The sequence below is a fragment of the Streptomyces yaizuensis genome, assembly GCF_034961445.1.
Taxonomy (GTDB): domain Bacteria; phylum Actinomycetota; class Actinomycetes; order Streptomycetales; family Streptomycetaceae; genus Streptomyces; species Streptomyces yaizuensis.
Genome location: NZ_BSBI01000015.1, coordinates 177466 through 194326 on the forward strand (window position 1 = coordinate 177466; position 16861 = coordinate 194326).

12 protein-coding genes and 1 pseudogene are annotated in these 16861 nt (G+C 75.2%); 3 read left to right on the forward strand and 10 right to left on the reverse strand.

Translation table 11 applies throughout. The features are described 5' to 3' along the window. Positions 1-162: 162 nt before the first annotated feature. The 3 genes from ectB to SYYSPA8_RS30555 form a co-directional block, all read right to left on the reverse strand. Positions 163-1431 carry a diaminobutyrate--2-oxoglutarate transaminase gene (ectB, locus tag SYYSPA8_RS30545; RefSeq protein ID WP_323450632.1) on the reverse strand — a complete coding sequence of 423 codons (1269 nt, stop codon included), beginning with the start codon at positions 1429-1431 and terminating at the stop codon, positions 163-165. A gap of 60 nt (positions 1432-1491) precedes the next feature. Further along, positions 1492-2145 (reverse strand): diaminobutyrate acetyltransferase, encoded by a 654-nt coding sequence (gene ectA / locus SYYSPA8_RS30550; protein ID WP_323450633.1) that lies wholly within the window; start codon positions 2143-2145, stop codon positions 1492-1494. 339 nt (positions 2146-2484) lie between these two features. After that, positions 2485-3585: a pyridoxal-phosphate-dependent aminotransferase family protein gene (locus SYYSPA8_RS30555; protein WP_323450634.1), complete on the reverse strand. Its 1101-nt coding sequence runs from the start codon at positions 3583-3585 to the stop codon at positions 2485-2487. A gap of 286 nt (positions 3586-3871) precedes the next feature. Here SYYSPA8_RS30555 and SYYSPA8_RS30560 point away from each other — a divergent pair, with 286 nt between their 5' ends. Then, positions 3872-4963 (forward strand): amidohydrolase family protein, encoded by a 1092-nt coding sequence (locus SYYSPA8_RS30560; protein WP_323450635.1) that lies wholly within the window; start codon positions 3872-3874, stop codon positions 4961-4963. Positions 4964-5248: 285 nt separating this feature from the next. Further along, positions 5249-6181: an SCO1860 family LAETG-anchored protein gene (locus SYYSPA8_RS30565; RefSeq protein WP_323450636.1), complete on the forward strand. Its 933-nt coding sequence runs from the start codon at positions 5249-5251 to the stop codon at positions 6179-6181. A gap of 135 nt (positions 6182-6316) precedes the next feature. Here the strand turns inward: SYYSPA8_RS30565 and cobC are convergent, their stop codons facing one another. Both cobC and SYYSPA8_RS30575 read right to left on the reverse strand, forming a co-directional pair. Continuing rightward, positions 6317-7381 (reverse strand): Rv2231c family pyridoxal phosphate-dependent protein CobC, encoded by a 1065-nt coding sequence (gene cobC / locus SYYSPA8_RS30570; protein WP_407706116.1) that lies wholly within the window; start codon positions 7379-7381, stop codon positions 6317-6319. Between the two features lie 836 nt (positions 7382-8217). After that, positions 8218-9093, reverse strand: a pseudogene (locus tag SYYSPA8_RS30575) (cobalamin biosynthesis protein); the annotation flags it as partial. A gap of 154 nt (positions 9094-9247) precedes the next feature. Here SYYSPA8_RS30575 and SYYSPA8_RS30580 point away from each other — a divergent pair. Then, entirely contained in the window at positions 9248-9970 is a 723-nt protein-coding gene (locus SYYSPA8_RS30580) for a ZIP family metal transporter (RefSeq protein WP_323450638.1), read from the forward strand. Between the two features lie 116 nt (positions 9971-10086). Here the strand turns inward: SYYSPA8_RS30580 and SYYSPA8_RS30585 are convergent, their stop codons facing one another. From SYYSPA8_RS30585 to SYYSPA8_RS30605, 5 genes are read right to left on the reverse strand one after another with little or no spacing between them, the layout of a single operon-like run. Then, the gene (locus SYYSPA8_RS30585) at positions 10087-11442 is read right to left on the reverse strand and encodes a cobyrinate a,c-diamide synthase (RefSeq protein WP_323450639.1); all 1356 of its coding nucleotides are present in this window, start codon (positions 11440-11442) and stop codon (positions 10087-10089) included. Continuing rightward, positions 11436-12035, reverse strand: coding sequence for a cob(I)yrinic acid a,c-diamide adenosyltransferase (gene cobO / locus SYYSPA8_RS30590; protein ID WP_323450640.1), 600 nt, complete (start codon positions 12033-12035; stop codon positions 11436-11438). Before cobO ends, SYYSPA8_RS30585 begins: the two co-directional genes overlap by 7 nt. Next, positions 12035-14224 carry a putative cobaltochelatase gene (locus tag SYYSPA8_RS30595; RefSeq protein WP_323450641.1) on the reverse strand — a complete coding sequence of 730 codons (2190 nt, stop codon included), beginning with the start codon at positions 14222-14224 and terminating at the stop codon, positions 12035-12037. Before SYYSPA8_RS30595 ends, cobO begins: the two co-directional genes overlap by 1 nt. Further along, the gene (locus SYYSPA8_RS30600) at positions 14221-15789 is read right to left on the reverse strand and encodes a cobyric acid synthase (protein WP_323450642.1); all 1569 of its coding nucleotides are present in this window, start codon (positions 15787-15789) and stop codon (positions 14221-14223) included. The genes SYYSPA8_RS30595 and SYYSPA8_RS30600 overlap by 4 nt, the downstream gene beginning before the upstream one ends. After that, positions 15786-16751 carry a cobalamin biosynthesis protein gene (locus tag SYYSPA8_RS30605; RefSeq protein ID WP_323450704.1) on the reverse strand — a complete coding sequence of 322 codons (966 nt, stop codon included), beginning with the start codon at positions 16749-16751 and terminating at the stop codon, positions 15786-15788. The genes SYYSPA8_RS30600 and SYYSPA8_RS30605 overlap by 4 nt, the downstream gene beginning before the upstream one ends. Positions 16752-16861 lie beyond the last annotated feature (110 nt).

Genomic DNA, 16861 nt, shown 5'->3' on the forward strand with positions numbered 1-16861 from the left:
GGTGGTACGGCCTTTCGGTACGGGATGCAGGGGTACGGGATCAGGGGGGGCGGGGACGAAGGGGTGCGGCCGGGCGAAGGGCGGGCGCGGCGCCGGGGATTCGGGGGAGTCCGGGGATTCGAGGCGTCCGGGGGACTCCGGGGCGTCGGGGGAGTCCGGGCGTCAGGCGGTCTCGCGGACGGAGCGGGCCAGGATCCGCAGCCCCTCGTCCAGCTCCTCCGGGCTGATCGTCAGCGGCGGCAGCAGCTTCACCACCTCGCCGCGCGGCCCCGAGGTCTCCAGCAGCAGCCCCAGGCCGAAGGCGCGGGAGCAGACGGCCGACGCCCGCGCCGGGTCGCCGAACTCCAGCCCCCACACCAGCCCCCGGCCCCGGAACCGGGCCTGAGGGTCGCCGCTCTCCGCCGCGATCGCGAGCAGCGCCTCCTCCACCTGTTCGCCCCGGGTCAGGGTCTGCTTCTCCATCTGGCCGTCCGCCCAGTACGTGTCGAGCGCGGCGGCGGCGGTGACGAAGGCGGGGTTGTGGCCCCGGAAGGTGCCGTTGTGCTCACCGGGCTCCCACACGTCCAGCTCCGGCTTGAACAGGCAGAGCGACATGGGCAGTCCGTAGCCGCTGATGGACTTGGAGAGGGTGACGATGTCCGGGGTGATCCCGGCCTCCTCGAACGAGAAGAAGCCGCCCGTGCGGCCGCAGCCCATCTGGATGTCGTCGACGATCAGCAGCATGTCCCGGCGTTCGCACAGCTCCTGGAGCGCGCGCAGCCACTCGGCGCGGGCCACGTTGATCCCGCCCTCGCCCTGGACGGTCTCCACGATCACGGCCGCCGGGTGGTTGAGCCCGGACCCCCGGTCCTCCAGCAGCCGTTCGAACCAGAGGAAGTCCGGCACCCGGCCGTCGAAGTAGTGGTCGAACGGCATGGGCGTGCCGTGCACCAGCGGGATCCCGGCCCCGGCCCGCTTGAAGGCGTTGCCGGTGACGGCGAGCGAGCCCAGCGACATCCCGTGGAAGGCGTTGGTGAAGGAGACCACCGACTCGCGGCCCTTCACCTTGCGGGCCAGCTTCAGCGCCGCCTCGACGGCGTTGGTCCCGGTGGGGCCGGGGAACATCACCTTGTACGGGAGGTCGCGCGGGCGCAGCACGATGTTCTGGAAGGACTCCAGGAACGCCCGTTTCGCGGTGGTGGCCATGTCGAGGCCGTGGACGAGACCGTCCCGCTCCAGATAGTCGAGGAGCGCCCGTTTCAGTACGGGGTTGTTGTGGCCGTAGTTGAGCGAACCCGCTCCGGCGAAGAAGTCGAGATAGGCGTGGCCGTCCTCGTCGTGGAGTCGGCTGCCGCGCGCGTGGTCGAAGACGGCGGGCCAGCCCCGGCAGTAACTGCGGACCTCGGATTCCAGGGTCTCGAAGACACTCAGGGCGGGCGGGGTGATGGTCACAGCGTTCTCCTGAAGGTGGGTGGGCCGGCGCGGGGAGGGGAGGGGGTGCGGAGGGGCGGTTCAGCCGGGGAAGGGGCCGATCCGGTAGAGGACTTCCGGCTGATGGGCGGGGAGCGCGTCGCCACCGGGGCCGGGGCCGGGGCCGGGGCCGTCGGGACCGCCGTCGGGGCCGCTGCCGGGGCCGCTGCCGGGGCCGGGCTCCGGCTCGCGGGGGAAGAGCGAGCCGTCGAAGAGGACCTCGCGGGCGAGCCCCACCCCGTGCCGCCGGGCGTAGGCGGTGAACAGCCGGTGGGACGCGGTGTTGTCGGGGGTGATCGTGGTCTCGATCTCCCGCACCCCGTGCTGGGCGGTGACCCGGGCGGTCAGCGCGTCCAGCAGCTCCCCGGCGAGCCCCCGCCCCCGGTGCGCGCGGTCGACGGCGATCTGCCAGACGACCAGCGCGCGCGGGCGGTCGGGCCGGACATAGCCGGTCACGAAGGCGATCGGGGCGCCCGTCGCGTCCCGGGCCACCAGCGAGGTCGCGGCGAAGTCCCGGCACCAGAGGAGATAGCTGTACGAGGAGTTCAGGTCCAGGACCCGGGAGTCGCGGGCGATCCTCCAGAGCGCGGCTCCGTCCTCCACCCGTGGGCTCGTGAGGGTCGTCGATCCACGTGTCGCGGTCGTCGAATCACGGGGGGCATCGGCTCGTACCAGGTCTTCTTGCGCGGCGGTCATGCCCTGGCAATTTACCGATCGACAGCGGAATATTCATGGGTCCAAAAACTTGGGGAGAATGCTCCTCTGTGTTATCGCGCGGGCGCGAGTCGCCCTTCTGTAGCCCGATGTTGCCAGGCGAATGGAGGGGTTTGTCCTGGATATATACGGCAAAGTGGACCGATTGTGGGGTCGGTCACAAAGGCCCCCGCCCTTGTTGAAATCTTGGCGTTTGCTGGCGGAGAACCGGGGAAAAAGAAATACGGGAAGCGGCCAGAAAAGGCGCTTCCCGTATTTCTTCTATATTCTTGTTCTGCTGTGAATTGCCCGGCTGCGGGCTGTGGGCTGCGGGCAGTGCCGTCAGGCCCAGACCTCCGAGACCGCGCGGCCCGCCGCCACCGGATCGACCGTGGCACCCGTCTCGGCCAGCGCCGCGCCCAGGGCGGCCAGCGACGACCGCACCGCGCCCCGGGTGGCGTCCACGCCGTAGTGGTTGACGCGGATCATCTCCTTCGCGAGCGCCCCGCCACCCGCGATCAGCGGCAGCGTGGGGTCGGTCGCCAGCGCCTTCGCCACCAGCTCGGAGGCGTCCGTCCCGGCCGGGGCGCGCAGCGTGGTGGCCACCGGGGCCGCGTCCCCGGCCTCGTACACGTACGGCTCCAGGCCGCCGCCGAGGGCCAGGGCGCCCGCGCGGGTGGCCGAGGCCGCCGCCGCGTGCCGCTCCATCACCGCCGTCAGCCCCTCCGACTCGATCCGCTCCACGCACGCCTCCAGGGCCAGCATCTCCAGCTGGGCGGGGGCGTGCAGCAGCGCCTTGCGCCCGCCGTCGATCCACCGCTCCTTCCAGTCCAGGAGCGAGAGGTACGAGCGGCGCGGCGCGGCCGGGTTGGCGGCGAACCGCTCCCAGGCGCGGGGGCTCACCGACACCGCCGACACCCCCGCCGGGCCGCCCATCGCCTTCTGGGCGCCGATCACGCAGAGGTCCACGCCCCAGACGTCCGGCAGCAGCGGCTCGGCGGCCACGGACGCCACCGCGTCCAGCATGAACAGGGCCCCGTGGCGGCGGACCACCTCACCGATCTCCGCCACCGGGTTGGTGTTGCCGGTCGCCGCCTCCGCGTGCACCAGCGAGACGAAGTCGATCTCCGGGTGGGCGGCGAGCGCCCGTTCCACCTGCTCGGCGGTGACCGCCGTGTGGAAGGGCACCTCCAGGTCGACCACGCGGGCCCCGCAGTCGCGCAGCCAGTTGCCGAAGGTCTGCCCGTACGGGCCGGTGACCACGTTCAGCGCGGTCGAACCGGCACGGGCCCCGGAGCGGATGCAGCCCTCCAGCGGCAGCAGCGCCTCACCCTGGGTGATCACGACGTCCTGCTCGGTGTCGAGCAGGGCGGCGACGCGGGCCTCGATGCGCGCGAAGTGCTCGGCGGTGAGCGGGGGCAGGTCCAGCAGCGGATGCGTCACGGCGGTGCCTTCTCAGGGGGTGTTTCCCGGGTGGATGGACTCGGGTGAGGTGAATGGGCTCGGGTGAACGGACTCGGGGGAATGGATGTGCTTCGACCGGATCGCCCGGTCTCCCGGACGAGGGTAGCCGGACCGCCCTCCCACGGCCCCGGCGCCGTCCCCGTCCCCGTCCCCGTCCCTGTCCCTGTCCCTGTCCCATCTCCGCCTCCGTCCCCGCCTCCGTCCCCGTCCCGTCCCCGTGCGGTGACCGCTCCCGGCGCGCTCGCCGCCCTCGTACAGTGCGGATATGAGCGATCACGTGGAACTGCATGTGAAGGGGCGGGTGCTCGTCGGACCCGAGGAGGTGCGGGACGAACTCTGGGTGGCCGGCGGCCGGATCACCTTCCGGCGGCCCCCGGGCGCCGACGCGGCGCCGACCGTGACCGGCTGGGTGCTGCCGGGCCTGGTCGACGCCCACTGCCATGTCGGCCTCGACGCGCACGGCCCGGTGGACGACGCCACCAGCGAGAAGCAGGCGCTCACCGACCGTGACGCCGGCACCCTGCTGCTCCGGGACGCCGGATCGCCCTCCGACACCCGCTGGATCGACGGCCGCGAGGACCTGCCGAAGATCATCCGCGCGGGGCGGCACATCGCGCGCACCCGCCGCTACATCCGCAACTACGCCCATGAGATCGAGCCCCGTGACCTGGTCGCCTACGTCGCCCGCGAGGCCCGGCGCGGCGACGGCTGGGTCAAGCTGGTCGGGGACTGGATCGACCGGGACGCCGGGGACCTCACCGCCTGCTGGCCGCGCGACGCCGTCGAGGCCGCCATCGCCGAGGCGCACCGGCTGGGCGCCCGGGTGACCGCCCACTGCTTCGCCGAGGACTCGCTGCGGGACCTGGTGGAGGCCGGCATCGACTGCGTCGAGCACGCCACCGGACTCACCGACGACACCATTCCGCTCTTCGCCGAGCGCGGGGTGGCCATCGTGCCGACGCTGGTGAACATCGCCACCTTCCCGGTGCTCGCCGACGGCGGCGCGTCCAAGTTCCCCGCCTGGTCCGCCCATATGCGACGGCTCCACGCCCGGCGGTACGAGACGGTCCGCAACGCCTACGACGCGGGCATCCCCGTCTTCGTCGGCACCGACGCGGGCGGCTCGCTCCCGCACGGCCTGGTCGCCGCCGAGGTCGCCGAACTCGTCACGGCGGGCATCCCGCCGCTGGCGGCGCTCGCGGCCACCACCTGGGACGCCCGTTCCTGGCTGGGCCGCCCGGGGCTGACCGAGGGGGCGCCCGCCGACCTGGTGGTGTACGACACGGATCCGCGCGCCGACGTCCGGGCGCTGGCCGCCCCGCGCCGGATCGTCCTGGCCGGCCGCGTGGTCGGCTGAGCCTCCTCGCCTCCCGCGTCGCCGCGCCGGGTTGACGGCGCGTGACCCCGTACCACCCCGGAGCGTTGAGCACCCGGCGCACCGGGGTCGGTACCGGGGCGGATGGGAACTCCCGTGCCGCCGGATTCGAATACGGGCTCGGAAACCCCCCGTTGGGGTGAACTGACGCCAGGTGTCTGTCAGTTCACTCTCAGTGCGTAAGTATTCCGGTGTCCCGGTCGCCGCCGCCCCCGGTCCCAGGGGGTGGGCGGACGGCGCCATGCCTTCTGTGGGGGTTCCACCACCGTGAACAGCAACACCTTCCGCATGCCCGCGCGCAGCCGCCGCACCGCCGCCGTCGCGGCCTGCCTCGCACTGATCGCCGTGCCCGGGGCCCTGGCGGCTCCGGCGCAGGCCACCGGAGGCGGGGGCGGGGCCGACGGCCGGGCGAGCGCGGTCGTCCTGCGGGCCGGGCTCGACGTCTCCCTCGCCGACCGGGCCGTGCAGGTCCCCGTCCGCGCCGCGCTCAACGAGGTCACGGCGCCGGCCACGGCCTCCCGTACCGCCCTGGACGTCGAGGTGGCCGGCATCGGCGGGCCCACCACCGTCCCGCTGGTACGGGCCCGCGCCGCCACCGCGCGGGCCACCGCCGAACGGGGCCGGGCCGAGGGGTACGCGGAGCTGGCGCGGGCCCGGGTGCAGGTGCCCGGACTGCCGGCGCTCACCCTAGTGGAGGTCCAAAAGGCCACCTCGCGGGCCGTCTGCGTGCCGGGCGCACGGCCCGCCGCGCACGCGGAACTGGTGGGCCCGGTCACCGTGCTCGGGCGGCCCGTCACGCTCACGGCGGGCGGCCGCACCAAGGTCACGGCGGAGGGCGTCGGCGAGGTCACCCTCGATCTGGCCCGCAAGGCGGTGACCTCCCGCCAGGCGACGGCCACGGCCCTGGAGCTGACGGTCGCGGTCAATCCGCTCAAGCTGAACATCGCCTCCGTGAGCGGCACGGTCACCCTGGTCAGTGCGGCGTGCACGACCCCGGCGGCACCGGCCCGCACGGCGGAGCCCGGCAAGCCCGGCATCGAGCCGCAGGGCCCCACGGAGAACCTGGCCGAGACCGGCGGCAGCGCCACGACCGGGTACATCGCCGGGGGCGCGGCGGTCCTGCTGGCCCTGGGCGGTGGCACCGTGCTGCTGGCCCGCTCCCGCTCCCGCTCCCGCGCCCGGGCCCGGGCCCGGGGCTGAACGGCCGGGCCCGGGGGACGGGGACGGCCCCGCCCCCCGGGCCCGGTGCGGTGAGATGCGGTGTCCGGCGCGGTCCCGGGGTGCGGTCGGCGTACCCCCGCGAACGGCGCCGGGCACGCCGCCCGGCACCCCCGCTCAGCCGCAGACCATGGCCAGCGCCTGATCCAGGGCCTGGAGGAAACGATTGGTCGTGACCCGGTCCCGGACCGCGATCCGCAGCCACCCGGGACCCAGCCCCGGGAAGGTGTCGCCCCGCCGCACGGCGAACCCCAGCAGCCGCAGCCGCTCCCGTACCAGGTCACCCTGGTGCACATGGACGAGGACGAAGGACGCCTCGGCCGCCGACACCACCCGGACCTCCTCGAACTCCGCGAGACCGGCCAGCAGATGGGCCCGCTCCACGGCGATCCGCCGGGCGGCCTGATCGGCCTCCTTCAGCGCGGCGGGCGTCACACACGCCTCCGCGGCCGCCAGCGCGGGGGTGGAAACCGGCCACAGCGGCTGGGCCCGTTCCAGAGCGGCGATCGTCTCCGGCGCGGCCAGCGCGTAGCCGATCCGCAGCCCGGCGAGCCCCCAGGTCTTGGTGAGGCTGCGGAGCACCACCAGACCGGGGATGTCGGTACGGTCCGCCAGGGTCTCGGACTCGTCCGGTACGGCGTCCATGAACGCCTCGTCCACGACCAGCGTCCGGCCGGGCCGGGCCAGCGCGGCGACGGCGTCGGCCGGGTGGAGCACCGACGTCGGATTGGTGGGGTTCCCGATCACCACCAGGTCCGCTTCCTCCGGTACGGCGTCCGGGTCGAGCCGGAAACCGTGCTCCTCGCGCAGCAGCAGCCGGTCCACCGTGTGGCCCGCGTCCCGCAGCGCCGCCTCCGGCTCGGTGAACTGCGGATGCACCACCAGCGGATGACGGGCCGGCAGGGCGCGGGCGAGCAGCACGAACGCCTCGGCCGCCCCCGCCGTCAGCAGCACCCGGTCGGTGGGCAGACCGTGCCGGTCGGCGACGGCCGCGCGCGCGGGCCGGCCGTCGGGGTAGGCGGCGAGCGAACGCAGCGAACGCGCGACGCACTCGTGCAGCCAGTCGGGGGGCGTGCCCGCGCGGACGTTCACCGCGAGATCGGTCAGCAGCCCCCCGGAGTCGCGTATCTCCGCGTCGCCGTGGTGGCGCAGGTCGTGGGGGCCGTCAGTGTGCGTATGCATGAGCGTGGCCGCCGTGGTGGTGCGGGCCCGTGACCCGGTCGTACAGGGGTCGGTCGGCTCCGAGGGGGCGGAGCCCGTCCACGCCGGGGCGCGGTGGCGGCGCGGCGGCTCGTCTCTCGCGGTGACCGGCGGGTTCACCGCTCGGTCTCGCCGTGCCGGTGCGGGTGGCATGGCCGACGTTCATCAGCGTTCTCCTAGGGGGTGGGGGAAGGTGTCGCAAGGTCGTGGGGGCGGCACCCCGGGCTGCTGGGACGCCTGGGCCGGCGGGGGATGGGGACAGCGGCAGGTGGGGCAACAGGTCCGCCGGTGGTACGGATGGCGGTACGGACGGTGGTACGGACCGCTGGGGGACGGCGGTACGGGTGCGGACGGGCGTACGGGCGCGGACGGGTGGGGACGCGCGCGGGGACGGCATCCCGGATCCCTGCCCACCGGGTCCCTGATCCGGTACGAACGGGGGCCGCGGCCCGGACCGGAGCGCCCCCGGGCGGTGCGGGACCCCGGTCCGTCCGATGCCCCTGTGTCCCCGCCGGCGGATGGGCGCACCGCGGCCGGGGGAGCGGTGGGCGCTGCCCGCACGCCCGGTCCGGCCCCGCGTCCGGGCCCCGGGCGCAGGGTACGAGGATCGCCACCGCCGGTGAACCCGCGGTGGACCGGGCGAGGAGTCCGGTGAAGCTCCGGGCGAACGCCGGGGGACGCCACTCCGCCGTCCCCGGCTCTGGCACCGGCACCGTCCCTGACCCCGTGCCCGGCGCCGGGCAGCGCGGAGCACCCCCCGCCCTCCGGCGGAAGGACCGGCGCGCGGTGCGCGGCTCTGGGCGCGGGGCCGCGCGGGATCACGCCTGCCACCGATGACCGGGCGGGGTCGCCGCGCGGCCCGCGATGGCGCGGGTGGCTGATGTGCCGACCGTCACGACGGACATCATGTCCACCAGCGCGGGATCCACTCCGGCCAGCACGGTCACACGGCTCGATTCCCCCGTTCGTGACGCGTTCTCGATGATTCTCACCGGTGTACAGGGTGGCCTCTCCTCTTGGAGAAGCGCCAGTATTCTGCCGAGTCGCTGCTCTCCTTGCAGGTCAAAGGGGTTGAGCAGGGTGAGGTCCGCGCCGGTGGCGGCCACGGCCCGCAGCCGGGCGCGCTGGAGGTCCCATGGCGGAAAACCGTCGGAGAGTCCGATCCAGAACGGGTCACCCCCGGGCCGGCCCGCCCCGGGGAGGCCGCCGCCCGCCGCCGCCCCGGGCCGCCGGGCCACCGCGCACGTGGCACGGGCGGGCCGTCCTAGGGGGGCCGACTTCCGCTTGGGTACCAGCAGTTCCCCGCCACCGGCCAGTGCCGCCGCCTCCGCGACCGACGCGGTGCCGAGCGCCCGCAGCACGGCCCCGGACGGATGCGGTACGGGGACGGCGGCCAGCCGCTCGGCCGGATGGGTCACCAGCGGCACGGCCAGCCGCCGGGCCGCCGCCACGATCCCCGGCTCCCGGGCCTTCGCGGCGGCCGTGGCCACCTCCGCGACGCTGAGCACCGAAAGACCGGCCGCCGCGAGCGCCGTCACCACCAGCTCCACGATCTCGTCGGCGGACACCCCACGGGCCCCGCCCACACCGACGACCAGGGACGGCGGGCGCAGCACCGCCTCCCCGGGGCCGAACGGCACCACCCGGTCGGTGACCGTGAACGCGCCGGGACCGAAGGGCGCCGGAGGCGTGGGCGGTCCCCCCGGTCCCCCCGGTCCCCCCGGTCCCCCCGGATCCCCCGGCTCCCCCGGCTCCCCGGTGCGGGAGGCGGACGCGGCGAACGGGTGATTCGGGCGGGCGGCCTCCCGGCCGGGGGCGGTGCGGCGGGCGGATCCGCTACAAAGGCGCATGGCGGTGTTTGTCGCGCTCGGCGCGTTCGTGATGACGCTGGTCGGCGGTTGGACGGCGCGGCGCGTCACCGACCGCCGCCATCTGGTGCTCGGCCTCGCGGGCGGGCTGATGCTCGGCGTCGTCGGGCTCGACCTGCTGCCCGAGGCACTGGAGACGGCGGGCGATGACCTGTTCGGCGTCCCGAGGGCACTGCTGCTCTTCGTGGCGGGCTTCCTCGGGGCCCATATGGTCGAGCGGCTGCTCGCCGGGCGCCAGGCCGCGCACGGGGCGGGGGAGAGCCGCGTCCCCCAGGTGGGGCTGACGGCCGCCGCCGCGATGGTCGGGCACAGCCTGCTGGACGGGGTGGCGATCGGCGCCGCCTTCCAGGTGGGCGAGGCGATGGGGCTCACGGTGGCGCTGGCGGTCATCGCCCACGACTTCGCGGACGGGTTCAACACGTACACCCTCACCAGCCTGTACGGGAACACGCGGGCCAAGGCGGTCGCGATGCTGGTGGCGGACGCCTGCGCCCCGGTGGTCGGCGCCGCCTCCACGCTGCTGTTCACGATCCCGGCCGAAGCGCTCGGCAGCTACCTCGGCTTCTTCGGCGGCGCGCTGCTCTACCTCGCGGCCGCGGAGATCCTGCCGGAGGCGCACCACGCGCACCCCGCCGGCCCCACCCTGCTCTGCACGGCGGCGGGCGTGGGGTTCATCTGGCTGGTGGTCGGGCTCTCGCACTGAACGGCACGCCGCCGGCCGGTGCTTCGGGGCGGCCCTGAGCGACGAGGAAACGATTCTGCGCCGCCGCCGCAAGACCGCCGCGCCGACGGCCGCCGTCACCGCGCCGACGGCCCCGGTCACCGCGCGCACCGCTCCACGAACCGCCGCGCCACCGCCGGCTCCGCCGCCCAGTGCGTATGCAGATAGCTGGCGTGCACCCCCTGCCGCACGAACCCCTCCACCCGGCGCTCCGGCCGGTGCATCCCCCACGCGGGCGCGGGCCCCGCCCCGGGCTCGATCACCGTCCGGTGGAACTCGTGCCCCCGCATCCGCGTACCGACCGGCGCGAGACAGCTGTCGGTCACCGCCACCGCCTCCCGGTAGCCCAGCGTCAGCCGCTTCTCCATCCGGGCGTCCGCCTCCAGCACCCCGCACATCGGCAGCCCGTCCAGCGAACGCGCCAGATACAGCAGCCCCGCGCACTCGGCCGCCACCGGACCGCCCGCCAGCGCGAACGCCGACACCTGCGCCCGCAGCTCCTTGTTCGCGGACAGCTCCGGCGCGTACACCTCCGGGAAGCCGCCGCCGATGACGACCCCCGAGGTCCCCTCCGGCAACTCCGTGTCCCGCAGCGGGTCAAAGACGACGACCTCGGCGCCCCGGGCGGCCAGCAGCTCCGGGTGCTCCGCGTACGCGAACGTGAACGCGGGCCCGCCGGCCACGGCCACCACGGGCCGCCGGCCCTCCGCCGTCACCACCGGGCCGCCCGCGTCCTCGGGGCTCCACACGCCGCCGCCCAGCGGCGGCGCCGACCGGGCCAGCGCCAGCAGCCCCGGCAGGTCGCAGCCCTCCCGTACCAGCTCCGCCATCGCCGCCACCGAGCCGACCGCGTCGGCGGCCCGCTCCGCGACCGGGACCAGACCCAGATGGCGCGAGGGCGTCGCCACGGCGGCCCGCCGCCGCACCACCCCCAGCACCGGCACGCCCACCTCCTCCAGCGCGTCCCGCAGCAGCCCCTCGTGCCGGTCGGTCGCCACCTTGTTGAGGATCACCCCGCCGACCCGGACCTCCGGGTCGAACGAGACGAAGCCGTGCACCAGCGCCGCCACCGACCGCGACTGCGACGAGGCGTCCACCACCAGCACCACCGGCGCCCGCAGCAGCTTCGCCAGCTGTGCCGTGGACGCCAGCTCACCGGCGCCGGACGCGCCGTCGTACATGCCCATCACGCCCTCGACCACGGCGAGGTCCGCGCCCGCCGCGCCGTGCGCGAACAACGGGGCCATCAGCTCCGTACCGCACAGATACGCGTCGAGATTGCGCCCCGGGCGGCCCGTCGCCAGCGAGTGGTACCCCGGATCGATGTAGTCGGGGCCCACCTTGTGCGGGGAGACGGTCAGGCCCGCCGCCGTGAAGGCCGCCATGAGGCCCGTCGCGACGGTGGTCTTGCCGGTGCCCGAAGCGGGCGCCGCGATGACGAGTCTCGCTACCACTCGATGCCCCGCTGGCCCTTCTGACCCGCGTCCATCGGGTGCTTCACCTTGGTCATCTCGGTCACCAGATCGGCGAAGTCCAGCAGCTCCGCCGGGGCGTTCCGGCCGGTGATCACCACATGCTGGTTCCCGGGGCGGTCCCGCAGCACGGAGATCACCTCCGCCGTGTCCACCCACCCCCAGTGCAGCGGATACGCGAACTCGTCCAGCACGTACAGCCGGTAGGTCTCGGCCGCGAGGTCCCGCTTGACCTGCTCCCAGCCCTCCCGGGCCGCCTCCTCGTTGTCGTACTGGGCGTCCCGCTGGACCCAGGACCAGCCCTCGCCCATCTTGAACCAGTCCACCCGGCCGCCCTCGCCGGACGCGCCCAGCACCTTCAGCGCGTTCTCCTCGCCCACCTTCCACTTCGCGGACTTGACGAACTGGAACACCCCGATCGGCCACCCCTGGTTCCAGGCGCGCAGCGCCAGCCCGAACGCGGCCGTCGACTTGCCCTTCCCGGTGCCCGTGTGGACGAACACCAGCGGCCGGTTGCGCCGCTGACGTGTGGTGAGCCCGTCATCGGGGACGACGGACGGCTTTCCCTGGGGCATTACGCGGCCCTTCTGTCGGTACGGAACGATCCGGAGGCACCCGCCGCCGCCGGGGTGCGGGCAGGGGTACGGGCGGGGGAGCCGGCGGCCGGGCCGCCCCGCGCGCCGCGCACCAGCGAGGTGATCGCGTCCGCGCGCAGCTCGTCCAGGGTGACGGCCGTGCCCCGCAACTCGGCGGCCAGGGAGCCCGCGAGCCCCAGCCGGACCGGCCCCGCCTCGCAGTCCACCACGATCGCGGCGGTGCCGTCGGCGGCGTGCAGCCGCGCGGCACGGGACGCGAGCGCCACCGGGTCGGCGCCGCCGCCCGTCGCCCGCCCGTCCGTCACCACGACCAGCAGCGGACGGCGCGACGGGTCCCGCATCCGCTCCACCCGCAGCACGTCGTGCGCCTTCAGCAGCCCGGCACCCAGCGGCGTACGGCCACCGGTGGGCAGCCGTTCAAGACGGGCCGCCGCCGCGTCCACGGACGACGTCGGCGGCAGCGCCAGCTCCGCCTCCCGGCCCCGGAACGTCACCAGACCCACCTTGTCCCGGCGCTGGTACGCGTCCAGGAGCAGCGACAGCACCGCGCCCTTGACCGCGCTCATCCGCCGCCGGGCCGCCATCGAACCGGACGCGTCCACCACGAACAGCACGAGATTGGACTCACGGCCCTCCCGGACCGCCTGCCGCAGATCGTCCCGCCGCACCACCAGACCCGGCCCGCCGCGCCCCCGCGCCCGCTGGTACGGGGCGGCCGCCCGGACGGTCGCCGCCAGATGGAGCCGCGTCAGCGGGCCCCGGGGGAGCCGGGACCCCGTCGTCCGGCCGTGCTCCGACCGCGCGCGGGACCGGCGGCCCGCCGCACCCTCGCCGATACCGGGCACGCTCAGGATCCGGGTACGGAACGGCTCGGCCGCCGCGACCGCCTGCTGTTCCCGACCGCCGCCGGGACCTTGGGGCGCGGGCGCCCCGTCCGTGCTGTCCGCCGGCTGCGCCTGCTGCTCCTGAGGGTCCTGCTCCGCCGCCGGGCCGTTCGGGTCGCGCTGCGGCGGCACGCCACCGCCCCCGCCACCGGGGCCGCCGCCCCCGCCGTCGGGATCGGTGTCCGGATCCGGGTCCTCGGGGCCTTCCTGCGGCTCCTGTCCCTGCTCCTGTTCCTGCTTCTGCTCCTGCGCGGGCTCCGGCTCCTGCTCCTGCTCCGCGAACTCGTCCAGCGTCCGGTCCAGCTTCTCCTCGTCCAGACCCGGCGCGTCGAACGGATTGCGCCGCCGCCGGTGCGGCAGCGCCAGCAGCGCCGCCTGCCGGACGTCCTCCGCCAGCACCTCCGTACGCCCCGCCCACGCGGCGAGCGCGGTCGCGGTCCGCGCCATCACGATGTCCGCGCGCATCCCGTCCACCTCGAACGCGGCACAGGTCGCCGCGATCTGACGGAGCACCCCGTCGCCGAGGACCACGGACGGCAGCAGCGCCCGCGCCACCCGGATCCGCTCCCGCAGCTCCTCCTCCGCACCGGCCCACCGGTCCGCGAAGGAGGCCGCGTCGTCCTCGTACGCGAGCCGCCGCCGCACCACCTCGACCCGCTGCTCCGGCTCCCGGGACGCGGCGACCTCCACGGTCAGCCCGAACCGGTCGAGCAGCTGCGGACGCAGCTCGCCCTCCTCCGGGTTCATCGTCCCCACCAGCAGGAAGCGCGCCGCGTGCCGGACCGACACCCCTTCGCGCTCCACATGGGACGCGCCCATCGCGGCGGCGTCCAGCAGCACGTCCACCAGGTGGTCGTGGAGCAGATTGACCTCGTCCACGTAGAGAATGCCCCGGTGCGCGTCGGCGAGCAGGCCCGGCTCGAAGGCCTTGACCCCCTCCGCCAGCGCCCGTTCGATGTCGAGCGCCCCCACGAGCCGGTCCTCGGACGCGCCCACCGGCAGCTCCACCATCCGCGCGGGACGTCCCACCACCGCCGTGCCGTCGTGGGGGCCGTCCGGGCAGCGCGGGTCGGGGTCCGCCGGATCGCAGGAGAAGCGGCAGCCCGTGACCGTGTCCACCGGCGGCAGCAGCGCCGCGAGCGCCCGTACGGCCGTCGACTTGGCGGTGCCCTTCTCGCCGCGCACCAGCACCCCGCCGACCCGTGGCGAGACGGCGTTCAGCAGCAGCGCGAGGCGCAGATCGTCCTGTCCGACGACGGCGGTGAACGGGTACGGCGTGCTCATACGGTCTCCTCGACCAGTTCGGGCGCCCCGGGCGCGACAAAGGGAAGGCCGGCCGGCGGGCCCTGCTCGATCAGCCGCAGCAGCGCGTCCGTGTCCGTGTGCTCCTCGATCAGATCGCCGAGGCGGTCCAGCTGCTCCTCGCGCAGCGTCCCGAACGAGGTGTCCGGGGCGGGGACGAAGCGCCTTCCCGCGGCGTCGGCCACCCGCCGCAGGAACTCCCGCCGGAAGCCGTCGCTCTCCAGCGAGCCGTGCCAGTGGGTGCCCCAGACCGCGCCGGAGCGGCAGCCGTCGAGGAACGGCTCCCCGCCCAGCACCTCGGCCACGCCGTGATGGATCTCGTACCCCTCCACCCGCTCGCCCAGCGCCGTGCCCACCGGCCGGGCCAGCGTCTTCGCCGCGTGGAACCGCACCCGTACCGGTAGCAGCCCCAGACCCGGAACGGATCCCTCCCGGGACTCGACCTCGTCCTCGATGTGCTCGCCGAGCAGCTGGAACCCGCCGCAGATGCCCAGCACGGGACGGCCGGCGGCGGCCCGCCGCGCCAGCTCCCGCGCGAGACCCCGCTCGCGCAGCCACGCCAGGGCCCGGACGGTGCCCCGGGTGCCGGGGACGACCACCAGGTCCGCGTCGGCCAGCTCCTCCGGGCGGTCGACGAAACGGACCACCACCCCGGGCTCGGCCGCCAGCGCGTCCACATCGGTGAAGTTCGACATCAGCGGCACCGCGCAGACCGCTACCCGCAGCACGTCCTCGCCGACGGGCGGCGCGAGGGCGGACTCGCGGACGGTGCCCCGCAGGGAGACCCGCAGCCCGTCCTCCTCGTCGATGCCGAGGCCGTGGGCGTACGGCAGCACCCCGTACGTCGGCCGCCCGGTCAGCCCCCTGAGCATGTCGAGCCCCGGCTCCAGCAGCGACACATCCCCCCGGAACTTGTTCACGAGATACCCGGCGACCAGCCGCTGGTCCTCCGCCGCGAGGAGCGCCGTCGTCCCGAAGAAGGAGGCGAAGACGCCGCCCCGGTCGATGTCGCCGACCACGAGCACCGGCAGCCGCCCCGCCCGCGCGACACCCATGTTCACGATGTCGGTACGGCGCAGATTGATCTCGGCGGGGCTGCCGGCGCCCTCGCAGATCACCGCGTCATGGGTGGCCCGCAGCTCCTCCAGGCACTCCACGACCGTCCCGAACAGGGCCTCCCGGCCGCCGCCGCGCAGCGGACCCGGCACGGCGGGGTCCCCGGGCGTGCCGAAGAAGCCCCGGGCGCTCAGCTCGCCCACCGGGCGCCCCAGCAGCACCACCTGGCTGCTGCGGTCGCCGCCGGGCTTCAGCAGGACCGGGTTCATCAGCGCCGTCGGCTCCACCCGCGCGGCCTGCGCCTGCATCGCCTGCGCCCGGCCGATCTCGGCGCCGTCGCGGGTCACGTACGAGTTGAGGGACATGTTCTGTCCCTTGAACGGGGCCACCTTCAGCCCCTGGCGCGTCAGCCAGCGGCAGATCCCGGCGGTGACGACGCTCTTGCCCGCGTCCGACGTGGTGCCCGCGACGAGCAGTCCGCCTCCGGTCATCGTGTCCCTCCCTGTGTTCCTCGGCGGGCCGCCCGCCCGGCGGCCCAGCGGCCCGCGGCGGCCGCGCCGAGCGCCAGCAGGCCCACCCGTCTCGACAGCCGGACCGCGCGTTCGATGTCCGCGACCGCCACCGGGCGGCCCGGCGCGTTCAGCACCGGGCGGTGCTCGACCCGTCCGGCGTACGAGAGGGTCCCCCCGAGCCGTACGCCCAGCGCGCCCGCGAAGGCGGCCTCCACGGGGCCCGCGTTCGGGCTGGGGTGCCGGTGGGCGTCCGCGCGCCAGGCCCGTACCGCCCCCCGGGGGTCGCCCCCGGCGGCCACGGCGAGCACGGCCGTCAGCCGGGCACCCGGCCAGCCTGCGAGATCGTCCAGCCGGGCGGAGGCCCAGCCGAACCGCAGATGGCGTGGTGAACGGTGGCCGACCATCGCGTCCAGGGTGTTCACCGCGCGGAACGCGGCGAGGCCCGGCACCCCCGCGAGCGCCCCCCACACCAGCGCGCCGACCACGGCGTCGGAGGTGTTCTCGGCGACGGATTCGACCACGGCACGGGCGATGCCCGCCTCGTCCAGGGCGTGCGGATCACGGCCGCACAGATGGGGCAGGCGCTCCCGGGCCCGCTCGGTGTCACCGGCCGCGAGAGCGGCGCCGACGGCCCGCGCCTCCCGGCCCAGCGAGGTGCCGCCGACGACGGCCCACGTGGTGGCGGCGGTCAGGGCCACACCGAGCGCGGGGCTGCGGCGCGCACCCCGGGCGAGCAGGGCCGCCCCGGCGGCCGTACCACCGGCGCAGACGGCCGTGTGTAGGGCTCCCCAGCCCCGGTGGTCGTGCCAGAGCAGCCGCTCGACGGCGGTCGCGGCCCGTCCGAAGGCGGCGACGGGGTGGCCCCGGCGGGGATCGCCGAACAGCAGATCCCCCAGCAGCCCGGCGGTGGCACCGCAGACGAAGACACGGTCGGCCCGCACGGCCTCAGGCACCGCTTCCGGGCCGGGGTACGGGGGCGGGCGGTACGACGGGGGGCGGGGCGCAGCCGCGGCCGGGCATGGCGATATGTCCTCACTCAGGGTGTCCGCGC

Coding starts and splice junctions, on each gene's coding strand:
- ectA (WP_323450633.1), bottom strand. CDS start 2,145: ATGACCGCCGCGCAAGAAGACCTGGTACGAGCCGATGCCCCCCGTGAT.
- SYYSPA8_RS30560 (WP_323450635.1), top strand. CDS start 3,872: ATGAGCGATCACGTGGAACTGCATGTGAAGGGGCGGGTGCTCGTCGGA.
- cobC (WP_407706116.1), bottom strand. CDS start 7,381: ATGCATACGCACACTGACGGCCCCCACGACCTGCGCCACCACGGCGAC.
- SYYSPA8_RS30580 (WP_323450638.1), top strand. CDS start 9,248: ATGGCGGTGTTTGTCGCGCTCGGCGCGTTCGTGATGACGCTGGTCGGC.
- cobO (WP_323450640.1), bottom strand. CDS start 12,035: ATGCCCCAGGGAAAGCCGTCCGTCGTCCCCGATGACGGGCTCACCACA.
- SYYSPA8_RS30595 (WP_323450641.1), bottom strand. CDS start 14,224: ATGAGCACGCCGTACCCGTTCACCGCCGTCGTCGGACAGGACGATCTG.
- SYYSPA8_RS30600 (WP_323450642.1), bottom strand. CDS start 15,789: ATGACCGGAGGCGGACTGCTCGTCGCGGGCACCACGTCGGACGCGGGC.